Genomic DNA, 26,624 nt, shown 5'->3' with positions numbered 1-26,624 from the left:
AGCACGACCTGCAGCACAACCCACATCGCCATTCACAACACACCCCATGCCTGATTCCCGTGCAACGCCCATGCCAGTCTGCCTGATTACCCAGCCCATCCACCCCATCGGCGCGGAGCGCCTGCGCGCCGCGGGCTTCGATGTGCGCCCGGGCCAGGCCGGTGACGAAGCCGCTCGCATCCGTGAAGTCGCGGGCGCCGACGCTGTGATCGTGCGCGAAGGTCTGACCGCCGCGATGATCGATGCCGCACCGCGGCTCGCAGTCATCAGCAATCATGGCACTGGCACCGACAAGATCGCGGTCGCCCATGCGCATGAGCTGGGCATCCCGGTGGTGTCCACGCCCGACGCCAACATCGGCGCCGTGGCCGAACACACGCTGATGCTGATGCTCGCGGTCGCGCGCCGGGCGCCGCTGGCCGACGCAGCCACGCGGCAGTCAGACTGGCGCTACCGATACGCGGCACCGATGCTCTCGCTCCGTGGCAAGACCCTCGGCGTGATCGGCTTCGGCCGCACGGGGCGCCTGGTCTGCGACATGGCGCGCGCGGGACTCGGCATGCGCGTGCTGGTGTGGTCGCCCAGCGCGCCGACGTGCGAGGTCGAAGCGCACGGCGCGACGCGGGTATCGGCGCTGCCCGAGCTGCTGGCGGCCTCCGACGTTGTCTCCCTGCACCGTCCGCTGCGTGCCGACACGCGCCACACGCTCGATGCGAAGGCGCTGCGCAACATGAAGCCACGCGCCATCGTCATCAATACATCGCGCGGCGGGCTGATCGACGAAGCCGCGCTGGCCGCGGCGCTAAAGGAAGGCAGGCTCTTCGGCGCCGGACTGGACGTTTTCGCGCAGGAGCCGCTCTGCGCGGCGTCCCCGCTGGCCGGGCTCGACAACGTCGTGCTGAGCCCGCACCTTGCCGGCTCCACCGAGGAGGCGCTACATGCCACGGCACTCCAATGCGCCGAACAGATCATCGACGTGTTCGCGGGGCGGCAACCGAAACACCTTCTCGACGCGCGCGTGTGGTTGCGCAGGCGCGTTCCCGTTATCACGCCATCCAAGGAAGTCCAGTCATGAATCCCCCCGTTTGCAAGCTGACGCAGGGCACCATTCCCCTGGTAGTCTCGATTCCGCACGGCGGCGAGCTGTTGCCCGACGCGTTCGCCGCGCAAATGCAAGACGTGGCGCGCGTGCGTGCCGATACCGACTGGCATCTGGGGCGTCTCTACGCGTTCGCGACAACGCTGGGCGCCTCCGTCGTGGCAGCCAACTACTCGCGCTACGTGATCGACGTGAACCGCCCCGCCAACGGCGAAAGCCTCTATCCGGGCCAGAACACCACGGCGCTTTGCCCACGCGACACATTCCTGGGCGAGCCGCTGTATCCCGATCCCGAGTCTCCGTCCTCCGCCGAGATCGCGGACCGTATCCGCGATTACTGGAATCCGTATCACAGCACGCTGGCCGCCGAGATCGCGCGCCTGCGCCAAGTGCACGGGCACGTGCTGTTGTGGGAAGCGCACTCGATCGCCAGCGTGCTGCCCCGCCTGTTCGCGGGCCGCTTGCCAGATCTGAACATCGGCACCAACAGCGGTGCCAGTTGCGCGCCGGCGCTGCGCGAGGCCGTCATCGCCGCCGCGTCGGCCAGTCCCTTCTCGTGGGTCGCCGACGATCGTTTCAGAGGCGGGCATATCACGCGGCACTACGGCCAGCCGCAGCGGGGGGTGCACGCGGTGCAACTCGAAATGGCGCAGGCCATCTACATGGATGAAGCGGCACCGTTCGGCTACCGTGAAGACCTGGCCGCGAGGCTGTGGCCAACACTGCGCGACATGGTAGGCGGAGCGCTCGCGGCAATGGCAACGCTGCGGCCCGTCGCGGCCGACGCACAGGCTTGAATCAGGCTTGACACCTCGCTCGCGCCCGACGGTCGGCGTGGATCCGCCGCCCGATGGCGCGCTTCTTGCGTCGTCACGGGCCCCTCTTGCCGTTACCGCGCTTGTGCCTTGGCGCCACCTTGTATGTCAGCCGTTAGCAGGCCTCCCGCCATACCCCTGAACCTTCGCCAGATCGAAGTCTTCCACGCGATCATGGTCACCGGCTCGCTGAGCGAGGCCGGGCGCATGCTGTGCGTGTCACAGCCGGCAATCAGCCGGGTGCTGGCAACCGCGGAAAGCCGCCTGCGGTTCCTGCTGTTCGAACGGGTCAAGGGACGGCTGCAGCCCACGCCGGAGGCGCGCCGGCTGTTCGAGGAAGTCGAGGTCATCCTCAAGGGCGTCGCCCAGTTCAATGCGGTGGCCAGCAGCCTGGGCGAACAGAACCAAGGCAAGTTGTCGATTGTCTCTAGTCCGAGCTACAGCGAATGGCTGATGCCGCGCGCCATCCAGCGCTTCCGGCTGCGGCATCCCGCCGTCCGTGTCCACTACCGGCCCATGCCGTTCGACGCCTTGCTGCCGTTCGTGGTGCAGGGGCACGCAGACCTCTGCATTGCATCGATGGCGCCGCCCGACGGCGCGAATCTCCGGACCCGGGAAATCGGCGAGGGGCGGATCCTGTGCGCGCTGCCCAAGGGACACGCGCTAGCGGCGCTGGACGTTGTGACAACCAGCAACTTGCGCGGCCAGACCTTCATCGGCTATGGCGCAGACACCCCTTTCGGCCAGCTCTCCTCGCATTTCCTGTCGTCGGGCCAGGGGCCACTCACGCCGGACATCGAGATTCGCTCGACACCCGAAGCCATGGCGCTGGTGCGCCAGGGTGTCGGGGTGGCCTTGGTGGAGTCGTTCGGATACACAGCATCCGCATCGGACGACGTCGTGCTCAAGCCGATCAGCCCGGCGCTCAGTCACAAGATCTACCTGATCCATTCGCGGCAGAGCCCGATGTCGACCCTTGCCAAAGGCTTTCTTGCCACGCTCGTGCACCTGCTGGACGCCGCACCGCGTGGGGATGCGCAGCGCCCGCCGATGTTCGCCTGAGCGGCGGTTGGCGGCGCGGTGGCGCGATTGCCACAGACCACCACCGCGCCCCATCACATATTGCCCAGGACCCATAACGAGGGGCTATGAGGCGGCTGCGAACCGGGGCTGCTCCCGAGGCATTTGTTCCTTTCAAATCAATGCGTTGGGCTTGCGAGACGGCGCCAATGCGCGCACTGCCGGCGCGCGGGGCGCCGCATTTCAAGGGCGGTATCGCGTCCCTATACTCGACACCACCCCATCGCACCAGAGGCTCCAGTACATGTCCAGCATCATCACCGTCGCCGCCGCCCAGCTCGGGCCCATCCAGAAGTCCGAAGGACGCGAGATCGCGGTCGCGCGGATGGTCCAACTGCTCGAACGTGCCTATCGGCGCGGCGCACAGGTCGTCGTGTTCCCCGAACTCGCGCTGACCACGTTCTTTCCACGCTGGTACCACGAGGACCTCGACGAGGCCGACCGTTGGTTCGAGGCGGCGCTGCCCTCGCCGGAGACTGCGCCACTGTTCGAGGCAATCCGCCGCTTTGGCCTGACGGTTTATCTGGGCTACGCCGAGATCGCTTATGAACCCGATGAAGCCGGTGTCATGCGTAAGCGCCGGTTCAACACCTCGGTGATCATCGCACCGTCGGGCGAGGTGATCCTCAAGTACCGGAAAGTCCATCTGCCCGGCCACGCAGAGTACGCGCCGGCGCGCAAGGTACAGCACCTCGAGAAGCGCTATTTCGAAGTCGGCAATCTCGGCTTCCCGGTGGTCCGGGCGCCGGTCGGCGAGGCCGAGGGCGTGAACATGGGCATGATGATCTGCAACGACCGCCGCTGGCCAGAGGCCTGGCGCGTGCTCGGGCTGCAGCAGGTCGAGCTCGTCATGCTGGGCTACAACACGCCAAGCATGAACATGGAGAATCGCGGCTTCGAGGCTCATCACCTGCGCGTGTTCCACTCCCAGCTGTCGATTCAGGCGGGCTGCTATCAGAACGCGTGTTTCGCGGTTGCCGTCGCGAAGGCCGGGACCGAGGACGGCCACGAAATGTTCGGCCATTCGATCATCGTCAATCCCCAAGGCGAAATCATGGCGCAGGCCACCAGCTGGGACGACGAGCTCATCGTGGCCGACTGCAACCTGGACCTGTGCAAACTGGGCCGGTCTACCGTCTTCAACTTCGGTTTGCATCGCCGCGTCGAGGCGTATTCACGCATCACGGACCAGGTCGGCAGCGTGGCTCCGCCGACCTGGCCGGCGCGCTGATCCCGTTTCCTGTCTTTCTTCGACCACCCACGGGCCTTCTCCATGCAGCCAACCGAAACCCCGGATGTCCATCCGGCACGACCACGACCCGCGCACGCGATCCGGCACGAGATGCTGGGTGACATGCGCGTCCCCGATTTCACCGACGTCGAGCTGGCGGCCCTGGACATCGCGCCCCATGTCGTTCGCACGCCGTTGCTGCGTTCGGCGGCACTCGACGCCATTGCCGGCGCGCCGGTCTGGCTCAAGGCCGAGAACCTGCAGGTCACGGGCTCGTTCAAGGCACGCGGCGCCTTCAATGCCCTGCTGTCGCTGCGCGGCGACCAGCGCGCGAAAGGCGTGATCGCCTATTCCACCGGCAATCACGGGCAGGCGATCGCCTGGGCCGCGCGCCAGCTCGGTGTGGCGGCGACCATCGTGATGCCGATCGATGCGCCACGCAACAAGGTCGAGCGCGCGCTGGCCCAGGGTGCGCGCGTCGTTCACTACGACCGCCTCCATGAGAGCCGCGAGGCGATCGGGATGCGGCTGCTCGGCGAAACCGGCGGCACGCTGATTCCGCCGGGCGACCATCCTGCGGTGCTTGCCGCCCAGGGCACGGTGGCCCTCGAGGCGTTGCAGGACCTGCCCGAGGCCGCGCTCGACAACCTCGGCCTGTTCGCCGCGCCCTGCGGCGGCGGCGGGTTGATGGCCGGTTGCGGCCTGGTTGTCGACGCATTGAATCCAGGCACGCGGCTGATCGCGGCCGAGCCCGCCGGTTTCGACGACACGGTGCGCTCGCTGCGCAGCGGCCTCAGGGAAATCAATGCGGCGGGCGCCACAACGCTCTGCGACGCGTTGCAGGCCACCACGCCAGCCGAACTACCCTTCGAGATCAACAAGCGCTTTCTCGACGGCGCGGTGGCGGTCACGGATGCGCAGGCCCGCGCCGCCATTCGCTTCGCGCTCGAGGAGCTTCGGTTGCTGGTCGAGCCCGGCGGAGCCGTCGCGCTGGCGGCCTTGCTCGCCGGCGTGATCGATCTCGAAGGCCGCGACGGCGTCATCGTCCTGTCCGGCGGCAACATCGATCTGCCCTTGCTTCAAACGATGCTGCAGCCCACTGCAGCCGCCGTGCACGGTACCTAAGACAGCCGTGTCACCGGCCCTGCGCGCATTGGCGCGAGCCGGCCTAGATGCCAACTTGCCTACCACGAAAGGAATACCACCATGTCTCTCCTCCGCCATTTCGACCGGCTACTCAGGCGAATGTCGCTGACGGCCGCCGCCATGCTGCTCACGGCGAACGCCTTCGCAGCCTATCCCGAGCGCCCCATCACGCTGATTGTCCCATTCAATGCAGGTACGACGCCCGACATCGTCTCGCGCTTGCTGGCCGATGCGGTCGGCCATGATATCGGGCAGCAGATCGTGGTCCTCAACCGCGTGGGCGCGTCCGGCATCATCGGCACGCAGGCTGTGATCAACGCGCCGGCCGACGGCTACACCATCGGCTTCGCGAACGCCGGCACATTGGCCATCAACCAGTCCCTGTACAAGAAGCTGCCCTACGACGCCGACAAGCAACTGGCGCCCGTAGCCCTGACCGGATTCGTGCAGAACGTGCTGGCCGTGCGCAAGGACCTCGGCGTGAAATCGGTCTCCGAACTGATCACGCTGGCCAGGAGCGCGCCGGGCAAGCTCTCCGTCGGCTCGGGCGGCAACGGCACCACGGGCCATCTGAGCGCCGAGATGTTCAAGGCGATGGCGGGTGTGTCCATTACACATATTCCATACAAGGGCGGTCCCGAAGCGGATCTGGCGCTGATGCGCGGCGAAGTGGATCTGGTCTTCGAGAACATTACGTCGATCTCGCCATATCTGAAGAACGGCAGCGTCGTGCCGCTCGCCGTCACCGGTGCACGCCGCGACAGCCGCCTGCCGAAGCTGCCGACCATGGCGGAGACGGGGTTGAAGGATTACCAGGCGGTGGCATGGACCGGCTACGTCGCGCCCGCCGCGACCGACCCGCAGATCCTCGACTTTCTCAACAAGGCCTTCAATAAGGCGGCCAACTCGGACGCCATGAAAGCGCGGCTGGCCGACATGGCGTACGAGGTCACCACGGGGCCGCGCGGCGCGTTCTTCGATCTTGCCCGCAAGGAGCGGCCGGTCTGGGCCGCAGTGATCAAGAGTTCCGGCGCGGCAATCGACTGAGGCGCAAGGAACATGGCGCAATTCGACATACTGATTCGCGGCGGCACGGTGATTGACGGCACCGGCGCACCGCGCAGGCTCGCCGACATCGGGGTCGACGGATCGCGTATCACGGCACTGGGCGCGCTGGCGTCCGACTCCGCGGCGGTGGTGATCGATGCGCGGGACCGCATCGTCGCCCCCGGCTTCATCGACTCGCATACGCACGACGACCGCTATCTGACGCTCGATCCACTGATGCCGGCCAAGCTCAGCCAGGGCGTTACCACGGTCGTGACGGGCAATTGCGGGATCAGCCTGGCGCCCTGGCGTGCGCCTCCGGGACAGACCGTTCCGCCGCCGCTTGACCTGCTCGGCGCCGACCCGGCCCTCTTTCGTTACCCCGCGTTCGGCGACTATCTCGCCGAGCTGGCGCAGCATCCCGCTGCCGTCAACGCGGCCTGCCTGGTCGGCCATACGACGCTGCGGGCCGCGGTGATGGACCGGCTGGACCGGGCGGCGACGGACGCAGAGATCGCGGCGATGCAGGCATTGCTGCGCGGCGCCATGGAGAGCGGCGCCATCGGGCTCTCGACCGGGGCCGCCTATCCTGCCGCGATGTCCGCCACGACTGGCGAAATGGCCGCCGTGGCGGCGGTCATGCGCGGCTACGGCGGTGTCTACGCCAGCCATATCCGCGATGAGGGCGATCGGATCCACGAGGCGCTTGACGAAGCGTTCGAGGTCGGCGCGGCGGGCGGCGCGCCAGTCGTGGTCTCGCATCACAAGCTGATCGGCCCAAAGAACCACGGACGCTCGGTCGACACGCTGAGGCACATTGCTAACGCGGCGCAGCGTCAGCCGATCGGACTCGACTGCTATCCATATAACGCTGGTTCCACAATTTTGCGAAAGGACCGGCTCGCGGTGTCGAGCCGCGTCATCGTAACGCGCTCGGTACCACATCCCGAGTTCGCCGGACAGGACCTCGACGTCATTGCGGCAACGATGGGCCTCTCGCCCGAGGACGCCGTCGACGCGTTGCAGCCGGCAGGCGCGATCTACTTCCTGATGGACGAGCAGGATGTGCAGCGCATCCTCGCCTATCCCGAAACCATGATAGGCTCCGACGGGTTGCCCCACGACGCCGCGCCGCATCCGCGTCTCTGGGGCACGTTTGCGCGCGTGCTGGGGCACTACTGCCGGGACCTCGGCCTTTTCCCGCTCGAGCAGGCCGTGCACAAGATGACGGGCTTGACGGCCCGCTACTTCAGGCTACCGGGGCGCGGGATACTGTCACCCGGGAATTTCGCGGACATCACCATCTTCGATGCCGCCAGCGTGGCCGATATGGCGACTTTCGCGCGCCCTGTCGCGCCCGCGAGGGGCATCGAGACGGTGATCGTCAATGGCGCCATCGCGTGGAGCAGCGGCGAGAGCACCGGCGCCCGCGCCGGGGCGGTGATCCGCCGCAACGATACCGCCCGAGCTTAGCGCACGCATTTGCGTGCGGTTCCCGCTAGCTCCAGTGCCATCCTTCGTGACACCTCATCTCCCTGCGCTCAGAGTAACCTCAACCCATCGGCAGGCACGTCGCACACCAGCATGTGCCCCGGCGCATGGGTGATGCACAGCGGCGGACGCGCCATCATGGCCGCCGCCTGCGGCGTCACCCCACACCCCCAGAACACCGGAATCTCCCCGGCCAGGATCGCGGTCGGCTCGCCTTCGTCCGGGCGGCCGATGTCCGCGATGCCGATCGCGGCGGGGTCGCCCATATGCACCGGCGCCCCGTGCGCCCCCGGCAAGCGGGTGCACACGGCCGAGGCGATGGACGCCTCTTCCGGCGTGTAAGGCCGCATCGACACCACCATCGGCCCATGGAAGGCGCCGACGCGCGTGGTCTGGATGCTGGTGCGGTACATCGGCACGATCTTGCCTTCGTCCACGTGCCGCACGCGCAAGCCAGCGCGTTCCAGCGCGTCCTCGAACGACAGCGAGCAGCCCAGCACAAAGCCCACGAAATCGTCCTGCCAGAGCGTGCTGATATCGTCGCGCTCCTCCACCAGTTCGCCATGGCGCCACACGCGGTAGCGCGGCACGTCGGTGCGCAGGTCGATATCGCCGCCGAGCATCGGCACCGCCGGGCTGCCCGCTTCGGTCATGCCGATCAGCGGGCATGGCACCGGGTTGGCCCGGCAGTACCCGAGGAAATCCCCGGCCCAGGCCTTGGGCAGGATCATCAGGTTGCCCTGCCCATGGCCGGGCGCCATGCCGCTGGTATTGCCGTTGTACCGGCCGCTGCGGATGCCGGCACGGGCGCCAGCCGGCGTGGCGGCCCAGCCGGGGGCAAGCCCGGCCGCGGCGTGGATGCTTCTTTCCATCTCCATGCTCCGGTTGCGCTCCGTCATCAGTCGAGGGCCTGGCGGGCGGTTTCCTTCACGCCCAGCAGGGCCAGCAGGCTGACTGCCGCGCCCCCCATGAGCAGGTAGGCCGGGCTGAGCAGGTTGCCGGTGCTGCCGATCAGCGCGGTGGCCACATACGGCGTGAGCCCGCCGCCAAGGATGGCGCCGATGTTGAAGCTGAACGCCATGCCGGTGTAGCGCACGCGGGTCGGGAACTGCTCGGCATAGGTCGGGTAGCCGACGGACTGCACGATGGGCATGGGCAGCGCCACCACCATCATCGCGAGAAAGGCCAGGCCGATGCTGTGGTTGTCCATCAGCATCATCATCGGCAATACCAGCACCATGTAGGCGCAAAAGCCGATGGCAAGCACCTTGCGCCGGCCGAGCCGGTCGGACAGCCCGCCCCACAGCGGCATCAGCATGGCCATGGTCAGGCTGACGAACGCCATGATCCAGTACACCGTTGCCTTGTCGTACTTGAGATAGGTGGTCATGTAGATGTTCATGAACACCAGCCCCACCCAGTAGCCCACGTTCTGGCCGAAGGACAGCAGCACCACCTTGACCACGGCGGGCATGTGCGCGGTGAAGACTTCCTTGAGCGGCGCCTTGGGCGGCTCGCTGTGTTCCTGGAACTGCTTGAAGGCCACGGACTCTTCCACGCGCTTGCGCACCATCGACGAGATCACCACCATCGGGATCGCCATCAGGAACGGAATGCGCCAGCCCCACGCCTGCATCTGCGCAGGCTCCAGCAAGCCGGTGGTGATGCCGCACACGGTCGCAGCCAGCGCGCCGCCCACGGCCACGCCCACCGGCGTGAAGGCGCCGTAGAAGCCGCGCTTGCCCTTGGGCGCGGACTCAGCCACATAGGCAGCCGCGCCGGTGACTTCGCCGCCGGCGAAGAAGCCCTGCGCCAGGCGAATCGCCAGCAGCAGCAACGGCGCGACGATGCCCGCGCTGGCAGCCACCGGCAGCAGGCCGATGATGCCGGTGGCGATGCCCATGCCGATCACGGTGACCAGTAGCACGGCACGGCGGCCAACGCGGTCGCCCAGGCGCCCAAGCACGATGCCGCCGATCGGGCGCATCAGGAAGGCGCTGCCGAACACGGCCAGGATGGCCAGCAGCGAAGCCGTGGCGCTGTCGCTAGGGAAGAACAGCGGGCCGATGGTAGAGGCCATATAGCCGTACACGCCGAACTCGTAATACTCGATGGCGGTACCGGCGGCGGCGGCCATGGCGGCTTTGCGGGCGACGGCATTGCCGGTTGCCGGCGCCGTGGCAGGGGTGGATGCCGGCGCCACGTCGGGCATCGGCAGGGATGAGGTGGGGGCGTTGGACATATTGTCAGTTTCCAGGATGCAACGGGGTAGAAAATCCAGTCCAGGCGTGGTGAAACGCCTGGATGAACCAGCGCTGAAGCACGAATACCTGCCGCGATGGCCGTCCTGTGCCTGAAACTTCCTGGCGCACAGGGCGGGCTCGCGTCTTGTTTTTATTTCCGGAGAGCTAACCACCTGCCGGGAATCGCGGGCCTTTAAATGCCGCCGGGATTCATGCTTCATCGATTACACCGGATACTTTGCAACAAGCATGCCAGCGGCTATTTCGTTAAAAACACGGAATTCCGGGCGTTACGATTCCTGACTAAAAAAAGCCATCTGACTCGGGGATTCAATGCGCCCCGCCGCACCACAACAATGAACCTTTCGTCCCGCCTGGGGCATGGAACGCACCGAAACCGGTATCGTTCACAGCCAGCTGGTGATTAATCTCCCAACCCACGGAATCATTGAGAAAACAGCCAGGCCGTGCGGCCGGGCCGACGCCACAAAATCAATGTCAGCGGCGGATTTACAGCTTTATCAATAGCGCGATTTCAAGCAGCGGGAATAAAACTGCCCAATACCTGCCCTTCTTCCACCATCTCACCCTCGGCCACGCAATACGATTCAATATAACCAGCCGATCCGGCCTCAAGCGGTATTTCCATTTTCATGGATTCGATAATCAGCAGCGTGGCATCCTTTACCTGCATCTCGCCAGGCTGCGCCACGAGTTTCCAGAGGGTGCCGGCGGTGTCTGCCACGATGGATATGGGGGATTTTGTGTGGGGCATATTCTGTTTGTCCGTTGCTATCGTGATTGCGGTGCACGCACCGTGATACCTTCCGCCTCCAGCGCGGCGCGGATGCGGCGGGCAAACCCGGCCGCACCCGGCTGGTCGCCGTGGATGCAGAGCGTGTCCGCCCGGACCGGCACGTCCACGCCACCCAGCGAGCGCACCACACCGTCGCGCACCATGCGCAATACCTGCGCGATGGACGCCTCCACGTCGGTGATCATGGCGGCGGGATGGCTGCGCGGGGTCAGCGAGCCATCGTCCTGATACGTGCGGTCGGCAAAGACTTCCTGCGCCACCGCGAGTCCGGCCTCGCGCGCGGCCGTGACCAGCGCGGAGCCGGCCAGGCCGTAGAACACCAGCGACGGATCCACATCGCGCACCGCCTCGCACAGCGCGCGCGCCATGACGCCATCGCGCGCGGCCTGGTTGTACAGCGCACCGTGCGGCTTCACATGCGCGAGCCGGCTGCCGGCCGCGGCGGCAAACGCCTGCAGGGCGCCAACCTGGTAGACCGTGATGTTGTAGACCTCCTCGCGGCCGAGCTGCATGGCGCGCCTTCCAAAACCCTGCAGATCCGGAAAGCCCGGATGCGCGCCGAGCGAGACGCCGAGCGCACTGGCGGCGCACACGGTAGCTGCCATGGTCTGCGCATCGCCTGCGTGAAAACCGCAGGCGATGTTGGCGGAGGTGACATGCGGCAGCACGGCCGCATCGTCGCCAAGGCGGTAGATGCCGAAGCTCTCGCCCATATCGCTGTTGAAATCGATCTCATCCATGCGCGTGCTCCCCTGCCGTTTGCGTATCCATGGCGTCGAATACTGCGTCTTGCAGCATGGCAAGGCGTTGGGCTTCTGGCAGATCGATCAAGGCAAAGCGCACCGTCTCGCCCGGCATCTTTTGCGCCAGGCGCGGCAGGTCCACCGCGCACACATGGGCAATCTTGGGATAGCCACCAGTGGTCTGGCGGTCCGCCATCAGCACGATGGGCTGGCCGTCGGGCGGCACCTGGATCGTGCCGAAGGCCACGGCCTCGGACAGCATCTCGGCAGGCGCAGCCAGCGCGAGCGGCAAGCCTTCCAGGCGATAACCCATGCGGTCCGATTGCGCGCCAATGCGAAACGGCTCGCTGACAAGCGCATGCCTGGCGGCGTCGGAGAAGCGCGCCCATTCGCGCCCGGCGACGATGCGTACAGGCTGATCGGGCGCGGTGAGGACATCGGCCGGAAACGCCGGAAGCGCCGGAAACGCCGGGAAACCGGCATCGCGGACCGGTGCGGGCACGCCGCCACGCAAGGCAATGCGGTCGCCCTTGCGCAACGGCTTGCCGGCCGCGCCGCCATAGCCGCCGCGCACAAAGGTGCTGCAACTGCCCATCACCGGCGTCAGCGCAAAGCCGCCCTGCGCCGCAAGGTAAGCGCGCAGGCCGCTGCGGCGCTTGCCGAAGGCCAGCACCGCGCCTGCGGCGACGGGCACCGCACGGTTCATCGGCACGGGCGCGCCGTCGAGCATGGCATCCAGATCCGCGCCGCACACGGCAATCACGGCCGGCACATGGAACCGCAGCGTGGGGCCCATCAGCGTGATCTCCAGCGTGGCTTGCGCCGCGGCGTTGCCGGCCAGCGCGTTCGCCAGCCGGTGGGCGCGCTCGTCCATGGCGCCATTGGCCGGCACGCCGAGTTGCTGGTAGCCGTTGCGGCCGAGATCCTGGAAGGTGCTCAACGCACCGGGCTTGATGACTTCGATGCTCATGGTTGCACGCCTCCGCCCGCCAGCATGGATTCAAATACGTCGGAAGAGATCGGCACGAAGCGCACACGATCGCCGGCGGCCAGCAGGCACGGCAACGCGCGATGCGGGTCAAACAGCGCCACGGGCGTGCGCCCGATCAGGTTCCAGCCACCCGGCAAGGTCATGGGATAGATCACGGTCTGCCGATTGGCCAGGCCAATCGAGCCCGCCGCCACCGCGGTACGCGGCGTGCTGCGGCGCGGCGGCGAAAGGCGCGCGTCGAAGCGGCCCACATAGGGATGCCCCGGTGCGAAGCCCAGCATCAGCACATCGACCGGCTCGGCACCATGCAGCGCGATGACCTGCTCGGGCGACAGGCCACAGGTGGCTGCCACATCGTCCAGGTCGGGACCGTGCTCGCCGCCATAGCAGACGGGAATATCGATCACCAGCGGCGCGCCCGCGTTTGACGAAAGCCCTTCGCACAGGAGTTCGCCGATCATGGCCGAAAGCGCCTCGAACGGGGCGCTGGTACCCATCGCGCGGGCCACGGCAATCGGCTGGTAGTGCACGCCCACGGTGGTCAGGGCGGGCACGATGTCGGTCACGCCGGGCAAGGCCGCGGCGGCGATCCGCACCGCTGCCGCGCAGGCTTGGCGATTGATGGCGATTTCCGCCACCGTGCCGAACTCGACAATCAGGCAGCGATCGCCGGACGGCGCGATCCGCCAGGACGCTTGCGCGTCCGGCGCGGCATGTTGCGTGTCCTGCGCGATCATGCCCGCACCGCCACGGCGGATGGCGCGGGCACTGCCACCGGCGCGGCCGACTCGCCCACCAGCACCGCCAGCTCGCGCTCCACAAAACCGGTATCGACGCGGCCGGCCCGGAAGTCCGCATGGTCCAGCACGCGGCCAAGGAACACGGCGTTGTGCCGGATGCCTTCGATCACGGTTGCACCGAGCGCCGCCTGCATGGTGGCGATGGCGGCTTCGCGGTCGGTGCCATAGGCAATCAGCTTGGCGATCATCGGATCGTAGAACGGCGTGATCGCATCGCCCTGGCGCACGCCGGTGTCCACGCGCAGCCCGGCCATGCCCGTCGGAAGGCAAAAGCGCGCCAGCTTGCCCGGCGATGGCATGAAATGGCGCGCCGGGTTCTCGGCATAAAGCCGGCACTCGATGGCCGCGCCTGCCCGCCGGATATCATGCTGCGCGCTGGGTGCGAGCGTGCCGGCGGCGAGCCGGATCTGCGCCTGCACCAGGTCCCAGCCGGTGATGGCCTCGGTCACGCCATGCTCCACCTGGATGCGCGTGTTCATCTCCAGGAAGAAGTACTCGCCGCTGTCCGCGTCGAGAATGAACTCGACCGTGCCCGCGCCGCTGTAGCGCTGGTGCGCGGCCAGCGCCACCGCAGCCGCGCTCATGCTGGCCAGCACGGCGGCCGGCACATTGGGCGCCGGGCTTTCTTCAATGATCTTCTGGAAGCGGCGCTGCACCGAGCATTCGCGCTCGAACAGGTGCACCGCCGTGCCGTCACCGAAGCCAAACACCTGCACCTCGATATGCCGGGCGCGCGGCACGTAGCGCTCCAGGTAGATGCTGGCGTCGCCAAAGGCCTTCAGGGCCAGCGCCTGGGTGGACGCCACCGTGGCCGCCAGCGTGTCTGGCCCGTCGACGCGTTTCATGCCGATGCCGCCACCGCCGCCGGCGGCTTTGACCAGCACGGGATAGCCAACGCGCCGGGCCTCGGCGTGCAGGCGCGACAGGTCTTCGGGCAGGAAGCGGATACTGCCGGGCAGCACCGGCACGCCGCACGCGGCGGCAATATCGCGGGCGCGGTTCTTGTCGCCCATGTTCTCGATCGACTCGACGCACGGGCCGATCCACTGCATGCCTTGCGCTTGCGCCGCACGGGCAAACGCGGTGTTCTCGGAGAGGAAGCCATAGCCTGGGTGCACGCCATCGGCGCCATGCGCCGTGCCCGCGGCGAGCACCGCCTCCACATTCAGGTAGCTCTGCGCCGCCGGCGCGGGCCCTACCGCGACGGCAATATCGGCCATCTCGCAGTGCAACGCGCCGGCATCGGCGGCGGAATGCACGGCGATGGTTTCCATGCCGAGCGCCTGCGCGGCGCGGATGATGCGGCAGGCAATCTCGCCACGGTTGGCAACCAGGATTCTTCGCATATCGACTAACTCTTGCAGCTACTGCGTGGGGGCGATGCACGCGGGGCGGGTAAGCCCTGCCCCCGCGTGCGGCGGCCGGCCTTGTGGCCGGTCTCACTCTGGTCTGACGTGGATCCGATGTGGATCCGATGTGGATCCGACGTTCGTGTTACTTGGCGAACAGCGAAGCGATATTGGCAAAGGCCTTGAGCTCCAGCGCATTGCCCGACGGATCGAGGAAGAACATCGTGGCCTGCTCGCCTACCTCGCCCTTGAAGCGGATATGCGGCTCGATGATGAACGACAGGTTGGCGGCCTTGAGCTTGTCGGCAGCGACATGCCACTGATCCATCGGCAGCACCACGCCAAAGTGGCGCACCGGCACGGCATCGCCATCCACGGCGCTGGTGTGGCGGTGGCCTGCTTCTTCCGGCGCCAGGTGGGCCACGATCTGGTGGCCGTAGAAGTTGAAATCCACCCAGTCCGGCGCGCTGCGCCCTTCGGGGCAGCCCAGCAGGTCGCCGTAGAATTCGCGCGCGGCGGCGATGCTGTGGACGGGGAAGGCAAGGTGGAACGGGGCGAGGACGGGAGTGATTTCGCTCATGGCGCTTGGGGATCGAAGTGTTCGAAGTGTTGTGTGGGTCGGGTCTTGGCCCGCCGCCGGCAACGCCGGCCGGTGAACCAATGAGGGAAAGTCTAGGCATGGCAACCAATTAAAAAAAGCGATATATTTTTGACCTTAGCTACACGAAAATTGATGAAACGATCATGCTGCGCGAATTCAAGACCTTTATCGCCGTAGCCCGGCACGGCACCTTTGCCAGCGCGGGCGCGCGCATCGGGCTGACCCAGTCGGCTGTCAGCGCGCAGATCCACCGCCTCGAGCAAGAGCTTGGCTTCTCCCTGTTCGACCGCACGGGCCGCTCGGCGCGGCTGAACGCCGCCGGCCGGGAAACCCTGGCGCTGGCGGAGGAACTGATGGCGCTCTACGCGCGCATCGGCGAGCACGGCGGCGCCACGGAGCGCAGCGGCATGGTGCGGGTGGGCTCGATCGCCTCGGCCCAGGTGTCGTTCCTGATCGACGCGATGGCCGCCTTCCGCGCCGAGCTGCCCGGCTGCAGGATCCGCGTTGTGCCGGGCGTGTCCCTGAACCTGCTTGGCCAGGTGGATGCGGGCGAGATCGATATCGCGGTGATGATCCGGCCTCCCTTTGCGCTGCCGTCGGAGCTGGAGTGGCGCACGCTGGTGATGGAGCCGTTCGTGCTGCTGGCGCCGGCCGCCATGGCAGGCCAGGCCTGGAGCGACGCGCTGGAATCCGCGCCCTTTATCCGCTATGACCGCAGCTCGTTCGGTGGCCGGCTGGTCGACCAGTTCTTGCGACAGTCGCGGCTGGCAGTACAGGACGCCATCGAGCTGGACGAGCTGCAGGGCATCGTGCAACTGGTGGCGCGCGGCCTTGGCGTGGCGCTGATTCCGCAAACGGCGGCGCAAGGCCCTTGGCCCCACGGCGTGACTGCCCTGCCGCTTGGCGACGATACCTTTCACCGCGAGATCGGCCTGGTGGAGCGGCCACGCCATAGCCGTCAGCCGGTGGCAAGCCGGCTCGCCGAGTACATCAGCGAGGCGGCGTCGGGCAGCAAGGTGTAGGCAGGCGCACATCCCGCCCGCCACCGGCTTGCACGATGTCGCCCCCCTCCCGCGCGCCCCGCGGCTGCCTGACACGCGAGGCGCAAGGTTGTCCCCTCGTTAGGGGGATATGGGTTGCACCCGCATCCCGGCGTAATCTCTGCTCATGATTGGCACGCTGAATCCATCCGACGCGGCATGACGATGTCCCGCGCGGGTCATGCAGGCTTGCCTTATAAAAACAGAGAGGTCTCAGGGAATGCATAACGATAGCGACGCAAAGTCGCGTAGCGCCAATCGGGTCAATGCGCGCAACGGCGGTGGATTCTCTATCAGATTCATCCGGCCACAAGTGCGTGAGATGGTGATGGAGGTGTCCGCGCGCCTGGGCGTCGTCCTGTTGCTGAGCCTGTTCGCCTATAGCGCTTACGCGCAGTGGCGCCTGGCGCCCGAGCGCATCACCTTGCTGCTGCTCGTGGTTGCCACGGTGCTGACCGTAGGTTTGTCGCTGTTCTCGCGGATCCCCGAAAGGCGCGACATGCGCCCCTTGAGCTTTGTGATGTCGATTGGCGGCAGCTTCTACTATCTCGGGATCGAACTCGACCCCGGCGTTCGCCTTGTCCCCGAGACAGTCGGCGCAACGCTGGAAATCACCGGCATCCTGTTCCAGCTATTCGCCAAGCTATCGCTGCGCGGCTCCTTCGGCATCCTGCCCGCCAATCGCGGCGTGGTGTCGCGCGGCGCGTACCGGCTCGTGCGCCACCCCATTTATCTCAGCTATCTGGTGACGGACCTTGGCTTCCTGCTGGCCAACTTTGGCTGGCGCAATGCACTGCTCTACGGCGGCCTTTATGCCTTGCAAACGGGCCGGATGTTCAGGGAAGAACAACTCCTGGGCCAGGATCCCGCCTATCGCGCGTATCAGGCCAATGTGCGATATCGCGTCATTCCCGGCGTGTTTTAAGTGGCGCTAGGGATTACCCGGCTCGCCCCCTGGATTGGGAAAATTCTAATATCAGATCCGGAAATATCTAAATACCCGAACACCGGAAAGCCAACGATGATCATAGCCAAGGATCTGGGGGAATCGATTGCTCCCCGATTCCTGCAAAAGCCCGCCGATCGCGGACATCCGCCAGACCGGCAGGCCCCACCATCGAAGTGTTCAAGGAGACGCTAATGATTCCACGGCTAGTATCAACAGCCAGCCTGGCGCTGCTCGCCTTTTTCGCCGCCGGCAGCGTCGGCGCGCAACAGCAGCCGATGAATGCAAAGGAAGCCAAGGCAAAATTCGCGGAAAAGTTCGCTGCTGCCGACACTAATCACGACGGCAAGCTGACGAAAGAGGAAGCGGAGGCGGGCATGCCCGAGGTCTACAAGAATTTCGACGCGATCGACGCCAAGAAGAAGGGCGAGATCACGCAGAAGCAGATTGGCGCGTACTGGGCGGCCAAGTCCAAACAGCGCGCTGCGGCACAAAATCCGGGAAGCCTGAACTGAGCTGACGGCACTGGCCCTCAAGGTAGGGTCAAGGCGAGTTCCCCGGCGTGCTGGCCAGAACCAGGCCAGTGCCGGGGAGCTTTAGTGCTTATTTAGTGCTTATTTAATGATGGACGGTCCCTGGCGATATTCCAGTCAGGTCAGGAGGTTGAAGGCGAACCCTAGCGCAATCGCGCCGCCTAGCGCTTCCACTGCCGCCAGCGCGAGAAGGTTTTTCAAAACGAATGCATCGTCCTGCTTGGTCACCATGGTGTTGTCTCCTGAAGTAGGAATCCACGGCTGATCATTTGTGGAAAGCACGGCAGTATCTGTTCCACACGCCAGCCACGTCTCAACTCGCTTTCAGTAGACCGCAACGCGGCGCCGGCGAAAAGCTGGCATAAACCCCTATTCAGGCCAGCGGGCTGAGACCGCGCGCGCAATCAACGCACTTTCCCAAGCCCTCACCTCTCCCCTACTGCAGCACAAAGCCCTGCTCACGCACAGCTTGCGAATCCAGCCCGATCTGGACCTTGAACTCCCCCGGCTCGGCGGCATAGTCAAGTTTGGCATTGAAGAACTTCAGCTTGTCCTCATCGAGGGCAAAACGCACCACGCGCTCCTCGCCTGCCTTGAGCATGAGCTTGTGGAAGTCCTTCAGTTCCTTCACCGGCCGCACCACGGAAGCGGCAACGTCCTGGATATAGAGCTGGACCACGGTTTCGCCATCGCGCTGCCCGGTGTTCTTCACCGTCACGCTCGCCTCGATGCGGCCACCGCGCGGCATGGTGGGGCTCGACAGCGTGATGCCGGATACGCTGAAGTCCGTATAGCTCAGTCCGTAGCCGAACGGGTACAGCGGACCGGACGTTTCCTCGAAGTATTGCGAGGTGTAGTTTGGCGGCTGGCCCGGCACGAACGGGCGCCCGATACGCAGCTGGTTGTAGTAGGTGGGGATCTGCCCGAGCGAGCGCGGGAAGGAAACGGGCAGCTTGCCCGAAGGGTTGTAGTCCCCGAACAGCACGTCGGCAATGGCATGGCCGCCTTCGGTGCCGGCGTACCAGGTCTCGAGCACGGCGTCGGCGTTGTCCTTCACCCAGTTGATGGTGAGCGGGCGGCCGTTCATCAACACCACCACCATCGGCTTGCCGGTGGTCTTGAGCGCCTTGAGCAGCGTCTCCTGGCTGCCCGGCAGCGACAAGGTGGTACGACTCGAGGCTTCATGCGACATGCCGCGCGACTCGCCCACGGCCACCACGATCACGTCGGCGCCGCGCGCTGCCGCCACGGCTTCGGCAATCATGTCCCCCGGGGCACGCTTATCCTGGACAATCTCGGGCTTGTCCCAGTTCATGAAGTTCAGGTACCCGACCACGCCAGCGTCGTCGGTCACGTTCGCGCCGCGGGCATAGACCACGCGGCCATTGCCGCCGAGCGCGTCGCGCACGCCTTGGAGCAGCGTCACCGTCTGCGCGGATTTGCCGGCAGCCGACCAGCTCCCCATGGTGTCGATGGGCGCATCGGCCAGCGGCCCGACGAGCGCGACCGTGCCGGCCTTCTTCAGCGGCAGCGTGCGCTCGCGGTTCTCGAGCAGCACCAGCGACTTGCGCGCGGCGGCGCGTGCGGCCTCCCGATGCAGGCGGCTCGGCGCGTCGACGTCGGCCGGGTCCTGCTCCGCGGCGCCGATGCGCTTGAAGGGTTCCTGGAACAGTCCCAGGTCGTACTTGGCGCCCAGTATCTCGCGCACCGCGTCGTCAATGACGCGCATGGGCACTTCGCCGGATTTCACCAGTTCGGGCAGGTGGTCCCGGTAGGCGGAGTCGTGCATGCTCATGTCGACGCCGGCCAGGATGGCGAGCTTGGCGGACTCGCGCGCATCCTTGGCCACGCCATGCTTGGTCAGCTCGTCGATGGCCCCGTGGTCGCTCACCGTGATGCCCTTGAAGCCCCAGCTCTTGCGCAGCAGGTCCCGCAACAGCCATGTGTTGGATGTGGCCGGCACGCCGTTGATCGAGTTCAGCGCAATCATGACGCCGCCGGCGCCGGCATCGATGCCGGCGCGGTACGGCGGCAGGTAGTCCTGGTACATGCGCAGCGGGCTCATGTCGACCGTGTTGTAGTCGCGCCCGCCTTCCACCGCGCCGTACAGCGCGAAGTGCTTGACCACCGCCATCACGCTATCTGCGTTGGCCAGGGAGGTTCCCTGAAAGCCCCTGACGCTGGCCTGCGCGCACAGCGAGACCAGGTACGGATCCTCGCCAAACCCTTCCGACGTGCGCCCCCAGCGCGGATCGCGCGAGATGTCGACCATCGGCGCGAAGGTCATGTCGAGGCCATCCGCGCTGGCTTCGATGGCCGAGACGCGCGCGCTCTGCGCCACGGTTTCCATGTCCCAGCTCGATGCCAGGCCCAGGCTGATCGGGAAGATGGTGCGTTGCCCGTGCACCACGTCGTAGGCGAAGAAGATGGGGATCTTCAGGCGGCTGCGCTCCACCGCCGCCTGCTGCATCGGCCGGTTGTCCTTGCGCGTCACCGAGTTGAACGTGCCGCCTACCCGGCCCGCCGCGATCTCCTTGAGCAATTGGGGCTGGGGCATGTCCTCGCCGATGCTGATCAGGCGCAATTGCCCGATCTTCTCCTCCAGCGTCATCCGTCCTATGAGATCGGCGACGAAGGCATTCTTGTCGCCGGCGGCAGCCGGCGCGGTACCGGCAAAAACCGGGGAACAAACCAGGCTGGCCGACAGGGCCAGCAAAGAGAGCATTCTCATCTGAGTGTTATCCAGGTGGCGCGACAAGGTAGCTGCCCCGCAGGTGGTGCGCGTTTCCTGCCTGACAGGCACGCGAAGCGAAATACGCTATCGTTTATCTTTCTGCACTGCGAGCGCAGTTTACCGCCACTACACTATCTGCTGCCGCCGCATGTGACGCGGCAGCCTTGCTTAACCTGTTTTTCTGGAGAGATTCGTGGTTCTTGCCGTCATCGCCGCGTCGTTTCGTAACAAGATGCAAATCGCCTTGCCAACGCTGCTGGCCGCCGGGGCGTTGCTGGCGGGCAGCCAGGCCAGCGCGTTCTCCCTGGACGACGTGGTGCCCCGCGCCAAGACCCTGGCCGACAAGCCCTATGCCGCACCGGTCAGCAACCTGCCCCCGGTGTTCAGCCAGATGCAGTTTGCCGACTACATCAAGATCCAGCCCCAGCGCGACAACCTGGAGTGGAAGGACCAAGGCACGCCGTTCCGCCTGGGCTTCTACCACCAGGGCATGCAGTTCGGCAGCCCGGTACGCATCAACGAGATCGTGGGCGGCGCGGTCCATGAGATCAGGTACGATCCCGCGCGCTTCGACTTCGGCGACCTGAAGCTGGACAAGTCCGCGACCGGCAAGCTCGGCTATGCCGGCTTCCGGGTGCTCTACCCGATCAACCGGGCCGACAAGCTCGACGAGATCATGAGCGTGCTGGGCGCCAGCTACTTCAGGGTCATCGGCAAGAACCAGGTCTATGGCCTGTCCAGCCGCGGCCTGGCCATCGATACCGGGCTGCCCGTCGCAGAGGAGTTTCCGGCCTTCCGCGAGTTCTGGATCGAGCGGCCGGATCCACAGGACAAGCACCTGGTGTTCTATGCGCTGCTTGATTCCCAGCGTGCCACCGGCGCCTACCGCTTCGATCTCTACCCCGGCGAGGACGCGGTCCTCAAGGTGCAGGCGCGCATTTTCCTGCGCGGCCCCGTCGCCAAGCTCGGCGTGGCGCCACTGACCAGCATGTTCCTGTTCGGGCCGAACCAGCAGCGCGACCAGTACAACTTCCGCCCGGCCCTGCACGACTCCAACGGCCTTGCCATCCATACCGGCAGCGGCGAATGGCTGTGGCGCCCGCTGAACAATCCGCGCAACCTCGCCATCAGCACCTTCCAGGTCACCAACCCCAGGGGCTTCGGCCTGCTCCAGCGGGGCCGCGAGTTTTCCTCGTATGAAGACCTGAAGGACCGTTATGACCTGCGGCCAAGCGCCTGGATCGAGCCCCAGGGCGACTGGGGCAAGGGCAAGGTCGAGCTGGTGGAAATCCCCACGCCTGACGAGACCAACGACAACATCGTCGCCTTCTGGACGCCGGACCAGTTGCCGCCCAAGGGCCAGCCCCTGAAGGCGGACTACACGATGCACTGGACCCTTGACGAGCGCGCCCTGATGGACAAGAACCTGGCCTCGGTCAGGCAGACGCTGCGCTCCGCAGGAGAAATCACGCAGGCCAACCTGATCCGCCACCTGGATGGCAGCACAGGCATCGTGGTTGACTTCGAAGGCCCCGTGCTGGCGAGCCTTCCCCCGGGCACGCAGGTGGGCGCGCAGGTCAGCGTGAGCAGCAACGCCGAGATCATCGACAGGGTGGTGGAACCCAATCCCGTCATCAAGGGCTGGCGGCTGAACCTGCGGATCAAGGTCAAGGATCCGAAGCAGGTGGTGGAAATGCGCGCGGCGCTGGTGTCCGGCGACAAGACGCTGAGCGAAACGTGGAGCTACCAGATGCCGCCGTATTCGGTCGGCGGCAAATAATACGGGCAATACGAAATACGACCGCCTGTTGCGCCGTGCCGCCCCCCCGTCCTGCGCCTGGCGTCCCGGCTCAGGCGAGCGCGCCGCGGGTCGCCGGCATCACGGTCTGCACCGACGCGGCAAAGCGCTCGACGATGCGGTCGATATCCTGCGCCGTGCAGATGAACGGCGGCGCAAAGAGCACGTGGTCGCCCCGCACGCCATCCACGGTGCCGCCCATCGGATAGATCAGCAGCCCGTTGTGCATGGCGGTGGACTTGAGCCGGGCATGCATCTTCAGGGCGGGGTCCAGCGTCGCCTTGGTCTCGCGGTCGGCCACGAACTCCACGCCGACAAAGAGGCCGCGGCCGCGGATGTCGCCAACGTTGGGGTGGTCGCCCAGCGTTTCGCGCAGCCGCGCGCGGAGCTGCTCGCCGCGCGCCAGCACGTTCTCCAGCAGATGGTCCCCGGAGATGGTGCGCTGCACGGCCAGTGCCGCCGCGCAAGCCGTGGCATGGCCGATATACGTGTGCCCATGCTGGAAGAAGCCGCTGCCGCCCACCACCGCGTCATAGATGCGGCTGCTCGATATCATTGCGCCGATCGGTTGATAGCCCGCGGCCAGGCCCTTGGCGATGGTCACGATATCGGGCACCACGCCATCCTCCTCGCACGCGAACAGGTAGCCGGTGCGGCCCATGCCGGACATGATTTCGTCGAGGATCAGCAGCACGCCGTACTTGTCGCAGACAGCGCGAATACGCCTGAGATAGTCCGCCACCGGCGGCACCGCGCCGGCGGTCGCGCCCACCACCGTCTCCGCCACGAACGCGGCGACGCTCTGCGGGCCAAGTTCGAGGATCTTGGCTTCGAGCTCGTCGGCCAGGCGCTGCGCGTACTGCTGGTCGGTCTCGCCCGCTTCCTGGTCGCGGTAGGCGTAGCACGGCGCCACATGGTGCGCCGGCACCAGCAGGGGCAGGAACGGCTCGCGACGCCATGCATTGCCGCCGATGGCCAGCGCCCCCAGCGTGTTGCCATGGTAGCTCTGGCGGCGCGCGATGAAGTGGCGGCGCTGCGTTTGCCCGATCTCCACGAAATACTGCCGCGCCAGCTTCAACGCGGCCTCGACCGCCTCCGAGCCGCCCGAGACAAAGTAGACGTGGTTCAGATCGCCGGGCGCCGCTTGCGCCAAGGTGCGGGCCAGTTCTTCCGACACTTCGGTGGTGAAGAACGACGTATGCGCGTAGGCGAGCGAGTCGACCTGCTGCTTGATCGCCTCGATCACCCTGGGATGCCCGTGGCCCAGGCAGGACACCGCGGCCCCGCCCGAAGCGTCGATATAGTGCTTGCCATTGCTGTCGATGAGCTCGATGCCCTTGCCGGAAACTGCCACGGCAAGCGTCTGGCGGGGATTGCGGTGGAATACGTGGGTCATGATGTCTGGTGTGGAAACGAAATGTCGAATTAGGGACGCGGGCGGTGCGTCAGAACCTGGCCGGAAAATGCCGGGATAACGTGTGTGTTTTCCCACACGCGCTGGCCATTGACCCAGACGCCGTGGATGCCCTCGCTGAGGCGGATCGGATCCTCGAAGGTGGCGTGGTCCTGCACACGTTGCGCGTCGAACAGGACCAGGTCGGCGAACTGGCCGGCCCGGACTAGCCCGCGGTCCGTGAGTCCGTATTGCTCGGCGGCAAGCCCGGACATCTTGTGAACGGCTTGCTCAAGCGTCATCAGCCCGGACTCACGCACCATCCGCGCGAGGATGCGTGGGAACGTGCCCCACTGGCGCGGATGGGGGCGTGGGTCGAACGGCAGCCCGTCCGAGCCAAAGATGGTCAGGGGAAAGCTGGCGATGCGCTCGACGTCCGCTTCATCCATGATGAAGTAGATGGCGGCGGCGGGCTTCAGCCGTTCCAGCAGGCCATGTTCGTCCAGCCCCAGTGTCTGCATGAGTTCCTGGAAATCCCGGCCACCCGCTTCCGGGTAGCCTTTGGACCAGGTGATCATGGTGCGTGTGGATTGCCGTACGCGGTCCAGCCGGAGCATGGTCGAGGTTGCGGGATAGGGATGGCAGTCCAGGCATAGCGGCTGCAGCCTGGAGGCTTTCTCCAGGATGGCCAGGGTCTCCACGGAGCGGCCATGATTGCGTTTGCCCGCTACTTTGTGATGCGAGAAGACGATGCGGCAATCCAGCGCCCCACCGATCCTGAGCGCCTCTTCGATCGAGGGCACGATATCGTCGGTCTCGTCACGCAGGTGGGTGGAGTAGATGCCCCCGAATGCCCGCAGCGGCTCGCAGACCTGGATGATCTCCTGCTCCGTGGCGGCAGCGGCCGGCGGATAGAAGGTGCCAGTGGATACGCCGAAGGCGCCTGCCTGCATGGCTTTTTCCACCTCCACGCGCATGGCGGCCACTTCCTGCGCATTGGCCTCGCGGCTCACGTCCGGCATGGCCTTGACGCGCAGCGTCGAGTGGCCGAGCAACGGCACCACGTTCACGTTGGCCGGCTTGGCGCGCATGGCATTCAGCCAGTCGGCGAACTCGGCGAACCGGAACAGTTCCGCCGGCCCCAACAGGTCCAGTGGCTGTGGCGGATCGCCGATGACCAGCGGCGCCACGCTGATGCCGCAGTTGCCTGTCACCACCGTGGTGATGCCCTGCGAAACCTTGGGTTCCATCTCCGGATGCACCAGCAGGTACCCGTCGTCGTGCGTGTGGGAATCGATGAAGCCCGGCGCCAGCACGCGGCCCGCCGCGTCGATCACTGCCCTGGCCTGCATGCCGGCCAGGTCGCCGACGGCAACGACCCGGCCGCCGGCGACGGCGACATCCGCGATCCGCCGCGGCGCGCCCGTGCCATCGACCAGCGTCGCGCGCCGAAACAGCAAATCTGCAATGCTGGCGGCCTCCATGGGTAATGCCGACATGACTTCTCTCCCCTGCTTACCGTGGTTCGATTCCCGCTTGCTTGACAACCTCCGCCCACCTCACGCCCTCCAGGGCCGCAAAGCTGGTCCGCGCCTGTGCGCCTGTGCGCATTGGGGCCGCGAACTTCGCCTTCAAGGCGGGACCGGCCAAAGAAGCGCTGCCGGCGTCGGTGAAGTATAAGAAAGCGCGCCCGCTTATGCAACATATGTTTCTTTACAAATCAATGAGATTCACTCGATTCATTCCGCACCAAGCCACGCCGGAGGCACGCCCCGTGCGTCGGGTGACTAGTTGTGCAACAATCGTTACATCCGTCAATCAGGACACCACCCATGCCTACCGAAGTCTCCATGCCGCCGCAGAGCCTGGATGAACTACTTGTTCATCTCCGGGAGAACTTCGCTACGCTTAGTACGCAGTTCCAGGGCGGGGCGCGCTACCTGCTCGATCATCCGCAGGAGATTCCCATCCTGTCCATGCGCAAGATTGCCGCGAATGCAGGTGTCCAGCCGGCCACCCTGGTGCGCCTGGCGCAGTTCCTTGGCTTCGAGGGCTGGCAGGGCCTGCGCGAGCTCTTTGTCGAGTCGATCCGCGGCGGCCCGCAGCCCTACGCCAAGCGTGCCAAGAAGCTGGTACGCGAGAGCGGGTCAAGCCGGATGCTCACGGAAATGCTCGACGCCCAGCACCGCAACCTGGACCTGACCGGGGCCAACAATGCCGAGTCGATGCCGCAGGCTGCTGACCTGCTCAGCGCCGCGCCCAATGTGTATGTAGCGGGCTTTCGCTCGTGCTACCCCATCGCGTTCACCCTGCACTACGTGTATCGGCTGTTTCGCCCAACGGTGCACCTGATCCGTGGCGATGCGGGCACGCTCGAGATGGAGCTGCGCGCCCTGACGGCCAAGGATGCCGTGGTGGTCGTGAGCTTTGCGCCCTACTCGCAGGAGAGCATCCGCGTGGCCGATGCCGCGCGCGAGGCCGGCTGCCGCGTGGTGGCCCTGACCGACAGCACCGTGGCGCCGATTGCCTTGCATGCCGATTGCACCCTGCTGTTCTCCATCGACAGCCCGTCGTTCTTTCCCTCCATCACGGCCGGCGTGGCGGTGGCGGAAGCCCTGGTCGAGCAGTTGCTGGCCAAGAAGGGCAAGGGCGCGATCAAGGCGCTCGAACTCGCCGAAGGCCAGTTGCACCAGACCGGCGCCTATGTCCCGGCCAGGCGGGGCTAGC

General features: G+C 66.1%; 23 protein-coding genes. 12 read left to right on the top strand and 11 right to left on the bottom strand.

Features of this window, described 5'->3' with window-relative positions:
• Window positions 1-46 precede the first annotated feature (46 nt).
• The 7 genes from AC1RQK_RS23075 (at window position 47) to AC1RQK_RS23045 (ending at window position 7,891) form a co-directional block, all read left to right on the top strand.
• Entirely contained in the window at window positions 47-1,075 is a 1,029-nt protein-coding gene (locus AC1RQK_RS23075; RefSeq protein ID WP_492372757.1) for a hydroxyacid dehydrogenase, read from the top strand.
• Window positions 1,072-1,896 carry an N-formylglutamate deformylase gene (gene hutG / locus AC1RQK_RS23070; RefSeq protein ID WP_492372756.1) on the top strand — a complete coding sequence of 275 codons (825 nt, stop codon included), beginning with the start codon at window positions 1,072-1,074 and terminating at the stop codon, window positions 1,894-1,896. Before AC1RQK_RS23075 ends, hutG begins: the two co-directional genes overlap by 4 nt.
• A 123-nt stretch (window positions 1,897-2,019) precedes the next feature.
• Window positions 2,020-2,976 carry a LysR substrate-binding domain-containing protein gene (locus tag AC1RQK_RS23065; RefSeq protein WP_492372755.1) on the top strand — a complete coding sequence of 319 codons (957 nt, stop codon included), beginning with the start codon at window positions 2,020-2,022 and terminating at the stop codon, window positions 2,974-2,976.
• Window positions 2,977-3,238: 262 nt separating this feature from the next.
• The gene (locus AC1RQK_RS23060) at window positions 3,239-4,225 is read left to right on the top strand and encodes an N-carbamoyl-D-amino-acid hydrolase (RefSeq protein WP_253927682.1); all 987 of its coding nucleotides are present in this window, start codon (window positions 3,239-3,241) and stop codon (window positions 4,223-4,225) included.
• Between the two features lie 42 nt (window positions 4,226-4,267).
• Window positions 4,268-5,350 carry a threonine ammonia-lyase gene (locus AC1RQK_RS23055; protein ID WP_492372754.1) on the top strand — a complete coding sequence of 361 codons (1,083 nt, stop codon included), beginning with the start codon at window positions 4,268-4,270 and terminating at the stop codon, window positions 5,348-5,350.
• Window positions 5,351-5,431: 81 nt separating this feature from the next.
• Window positions 5,432-6,418, top strand: coding sequence for a Bug family tripartite tricarboxylate transporter substrate binding protein (locus AC1RQK_RS23050; protein ID WP_253927680.1), 987 nt, complete (start codon window positions 5,432-5,434; stop codon window positions 6,416-6,418).
• Between the two features lie 12 nt (window positions 6,419-6,430).
• Window positions 6,431-7,891, top strand: coding sequence for an N-acyl-D-amino-acid deacylase family protein (locus tag AC1RQK_RS23045; protein WP_492372752.1), 1,461 nt, complete (start codon window positions 6,431-6,433; stop codon window positions 7,889-7,891).
• A 68-nt stretch (window positions 7,892-7,959) separates the two neighbouring features.
• Here the strand turns inward: AC1RQK_RS23045 and AC1RQK_RS23040 are convergent, their stop codons facing one another.
• The 8 genes from AC1RQK_RS23040 to AC1RQK_RS23005 all read right to left on the bottom strand — a co-directional run bounded on the left by AC1RQK_RS23040 (window position 7,960) and on the right by AC1RQK_RS23005 (window position 15,432).
• Window positions 7,960-8,787 carry a putative hydro-lyase gene (locus AC1RQK_RS23040; protein ID WP_492372751.1) on the bottom strand — a complete coding sequence of 276 codons (828 nt, stop codon included), beginning with the start codon at window positions 8,785-8,787 and terminating at the stop codon, window positions 7,960-7,962.
• A gap of 20 nt (window positions 8,788-8,807) precedes the next feature.
• Entirely contained in the window at window positions 8,808-10,151 is a 1,344-nt protein-coding gene (locus tag AC1RQK_RS23035; RefSeq protein WP_492372750.1) for an MFS transporter, read from the bottom strand.
• Between the two features lie 536 nt (window positions 10,152-10,687).
• On the bottom strand, window positions 10,688-10,927 hold the full coding sequence (locus AC1RQK_RS23030; protein ID WP_492372749.1) for an acyl-CoA carboxylase biotin carboxyl carrier protein subunit: 240 nt from the start codon (window positions 10,925-10,927) through the stop codon (window positions 10,688-10,690).
• A 17-nt stretch (window positions 10,928-10,944) separates the two neighbouring features.
• Window positions 10,945-11,709, bottom strand: coding sequence for a LamB/YcsF family protein (locus AC1RQK_RS23025; protein WP_492372748.1), 765 nt, complete (start codon window positions 11,707-11,709; stop codon window positions 10,945-10,947).
• Entirely contained in the window at window positions 11,702-12,682 is a 981-nt protein-coding gene (locus AC1RQK_RS23020) for a 5-oxoprolinase subunit C family protein (protein WP_492811366.1), read from the bottom strand. The genes AC1RQK_RS23025 and AC1RQK_RS23020 overlap by 8 nt, the downstream gene beginning before the upstream one ends.
• A complete protein-coding gene (gene pxpB / locus AC1RQK_RS23015; RefSeq protein ID WP_492372746.1) occupies window positions 12,679-13,440 on the bottom strand; it encodes a 5-oxoprolinase subunit PxpB in 762 nt (253 codons plus the stop codon). The genes AC1RQK_RS23020 and pxpB overlap by 4 nt, the downstream gene beginning before the upstream one ends.
• The gene (locus AC1RQK_RS23010; protein ID WP_492372745.1) at window positions 13,437-14,849 is read right to left on the bottom strand and encodes an acetyl-CoA carboxylase biotin carboxylase subunit; all 1,413 of its coding nucleotides are present in this window, start codon (window positions 14,847-14,849) and stop codon (window positions 13,437-13,439) included. The genes pxpB and AC1RQK_RS23010 overlap by 4 nt, the downstream gene beginning before the upstream one ends.
• A gap of 148 nt (window positions 14,850-14,997) precedes the next feature.
• Window positions 14,998-15,432: a VOC family protein gene (locus AC1RQK_RS23005; RefSeq protein WP_253930999.1), complete on the bottom strand. Its 435-nt coding sequence runs from the start codon at window positions 15,430-15,432 to the stop codon at window positions 14,998-15,000.
• Window positions 15,433-15,596: 164 nt separating this feature from the next.
• Here AC1RQK_RS23005 and AC1RQK_RS23000 point away from each other — a divergent pair, with 164 nt between their 5' ends.
• From AC1RQK_RS23000 to AC1RQK_RS22990, 3 genes are all read left to right on the top strand, one after another.
• Window positions 15,597-16,475, top strand: a complete 879-nt coding sequence (locus AC1RQK_RS23000) for a LysR family transcriptional regulator (RefSeq protein WP_492372744.1) — start codon at window positions 15,597-15,599, stop codon at window positions 16,473-16,475.
• A 238-nt stretch (window positions 16,476-16,713) separates the two neighbouring features.
• A complete protein-coding gene (locus tag AC1RQK_RS22995) occupies window positions 16,714-17,418 on the top strand; it encodes a methyltransferase family protein (RefSeq protein ID WP_492372743.1) in 705 nt (234 codons plus the stop codon).
• Window positions 17,419-17,633: 215 nt separating this feature from the next.
• Window positions 17,634-17,954: a calcium-binding protein gene (locus AC1RQK_RS22990; RefSeq protein WP_183031142.1), complete on the top strand. Its 321-nt coding sequence runs from the start codon at window positions 17,634-17,636 to the stop codon at window positions 17,952-17,954.
• Window positions 17,955-18,408: 454 nt separating this feature from the next.
• Here AC1RQK_RS22990 and bglX read toward each other — a convergent pair whose 3' ends face one another.
• Window positions 18,409-20,697, bottom strand: coding sequence for a beta-glucosidase BglX (bglX, locus tag AC1RQK_RS22985; protein ID WP_492811404.1), 2,289 nt, complete (start codon window positions 20,695-20,697; stop codon window positions 18,409-18,411).
• 241 nt (window positions 20,698-20,938) lie between these two features.
• Here bglX and AC1RQK_RS22980 point away from each other — a divergent pair, with 241 nt between their 5' ends.
• On the top strand, window positions 20,939-22,486 hold the full coding sequence (locus tag AC1RQK_RS22980; RefSeq protein ID WP_492811402.1) for a glucan biosynthesis protein G: 1,548 nt from the start codon (window positions 20,939-20,941) through the stop codon (window positions 22,484-22,486).
• A 70-nt stretch (window positions 22,487-22,556) separates the two neighbouring features.
• Here the strand turns inward: AC1RQK_RS22980 and AC1RQK_RS22975 are convergent, their stop codons facing one another.
• Together AC1RQK_RS22975 and AC1RQK_RS22970 are read right to left on the bottom strand one after the other, a co-directional pair.
• The gene (locus AC1RQK_RS22975; protein WP_492372742.1) at window positions 22,557-23,900 is read right to left on the bottom strand and encodes an aspartate aminotransferase family protein; all 1,344 of its coding nucleotides are present in this window, start codon (window positions 23,898-23,900) and stop codon (window positions 22,557-22,559) included.
• Between the two features lie 29 nt (window positions 23,901-23,929).
• The gene (locus tag AC1RQK_RS22970) at window positions 23,930-25,396 is read right to left on the bottom strand and encodes an N-acyl-D-amino-acid deacylase family protein (protein ID WP_492372741.1); all 1,467 of its coding nucleotides are present in this window, start codon (window positions 25,394-25,396) and stop codon (window positions 23,930-23,932) included.
• 333 nt (window positions 25,397-25,729) lie between these two features.
• Here AC1RQK_RS22970 and AC1RQK_RS22965 point away from each other — a divergent pair, with 333 nt between their 5' ends.
• A complete protein-coding gene (locus AC1RQK_RS22965) occupies window positions 25,730-26,623 on the top strand; it encodes a MurR/RpiR family transcriptional regulator (RefSeq protein ID WP_492372740.1) in 894 nt (297 codons plus the stop codon).
• Window position 26,624 lies beyond the last annotated feature (1 nt).

The sequence above is a fragment of the Cupriavidus sp. GW822-FHT02D05 genome, from assembly GCF_058802485.1.
This window is presented reverse-complemented; position numbering and strand designations above follow the sequence as displayed.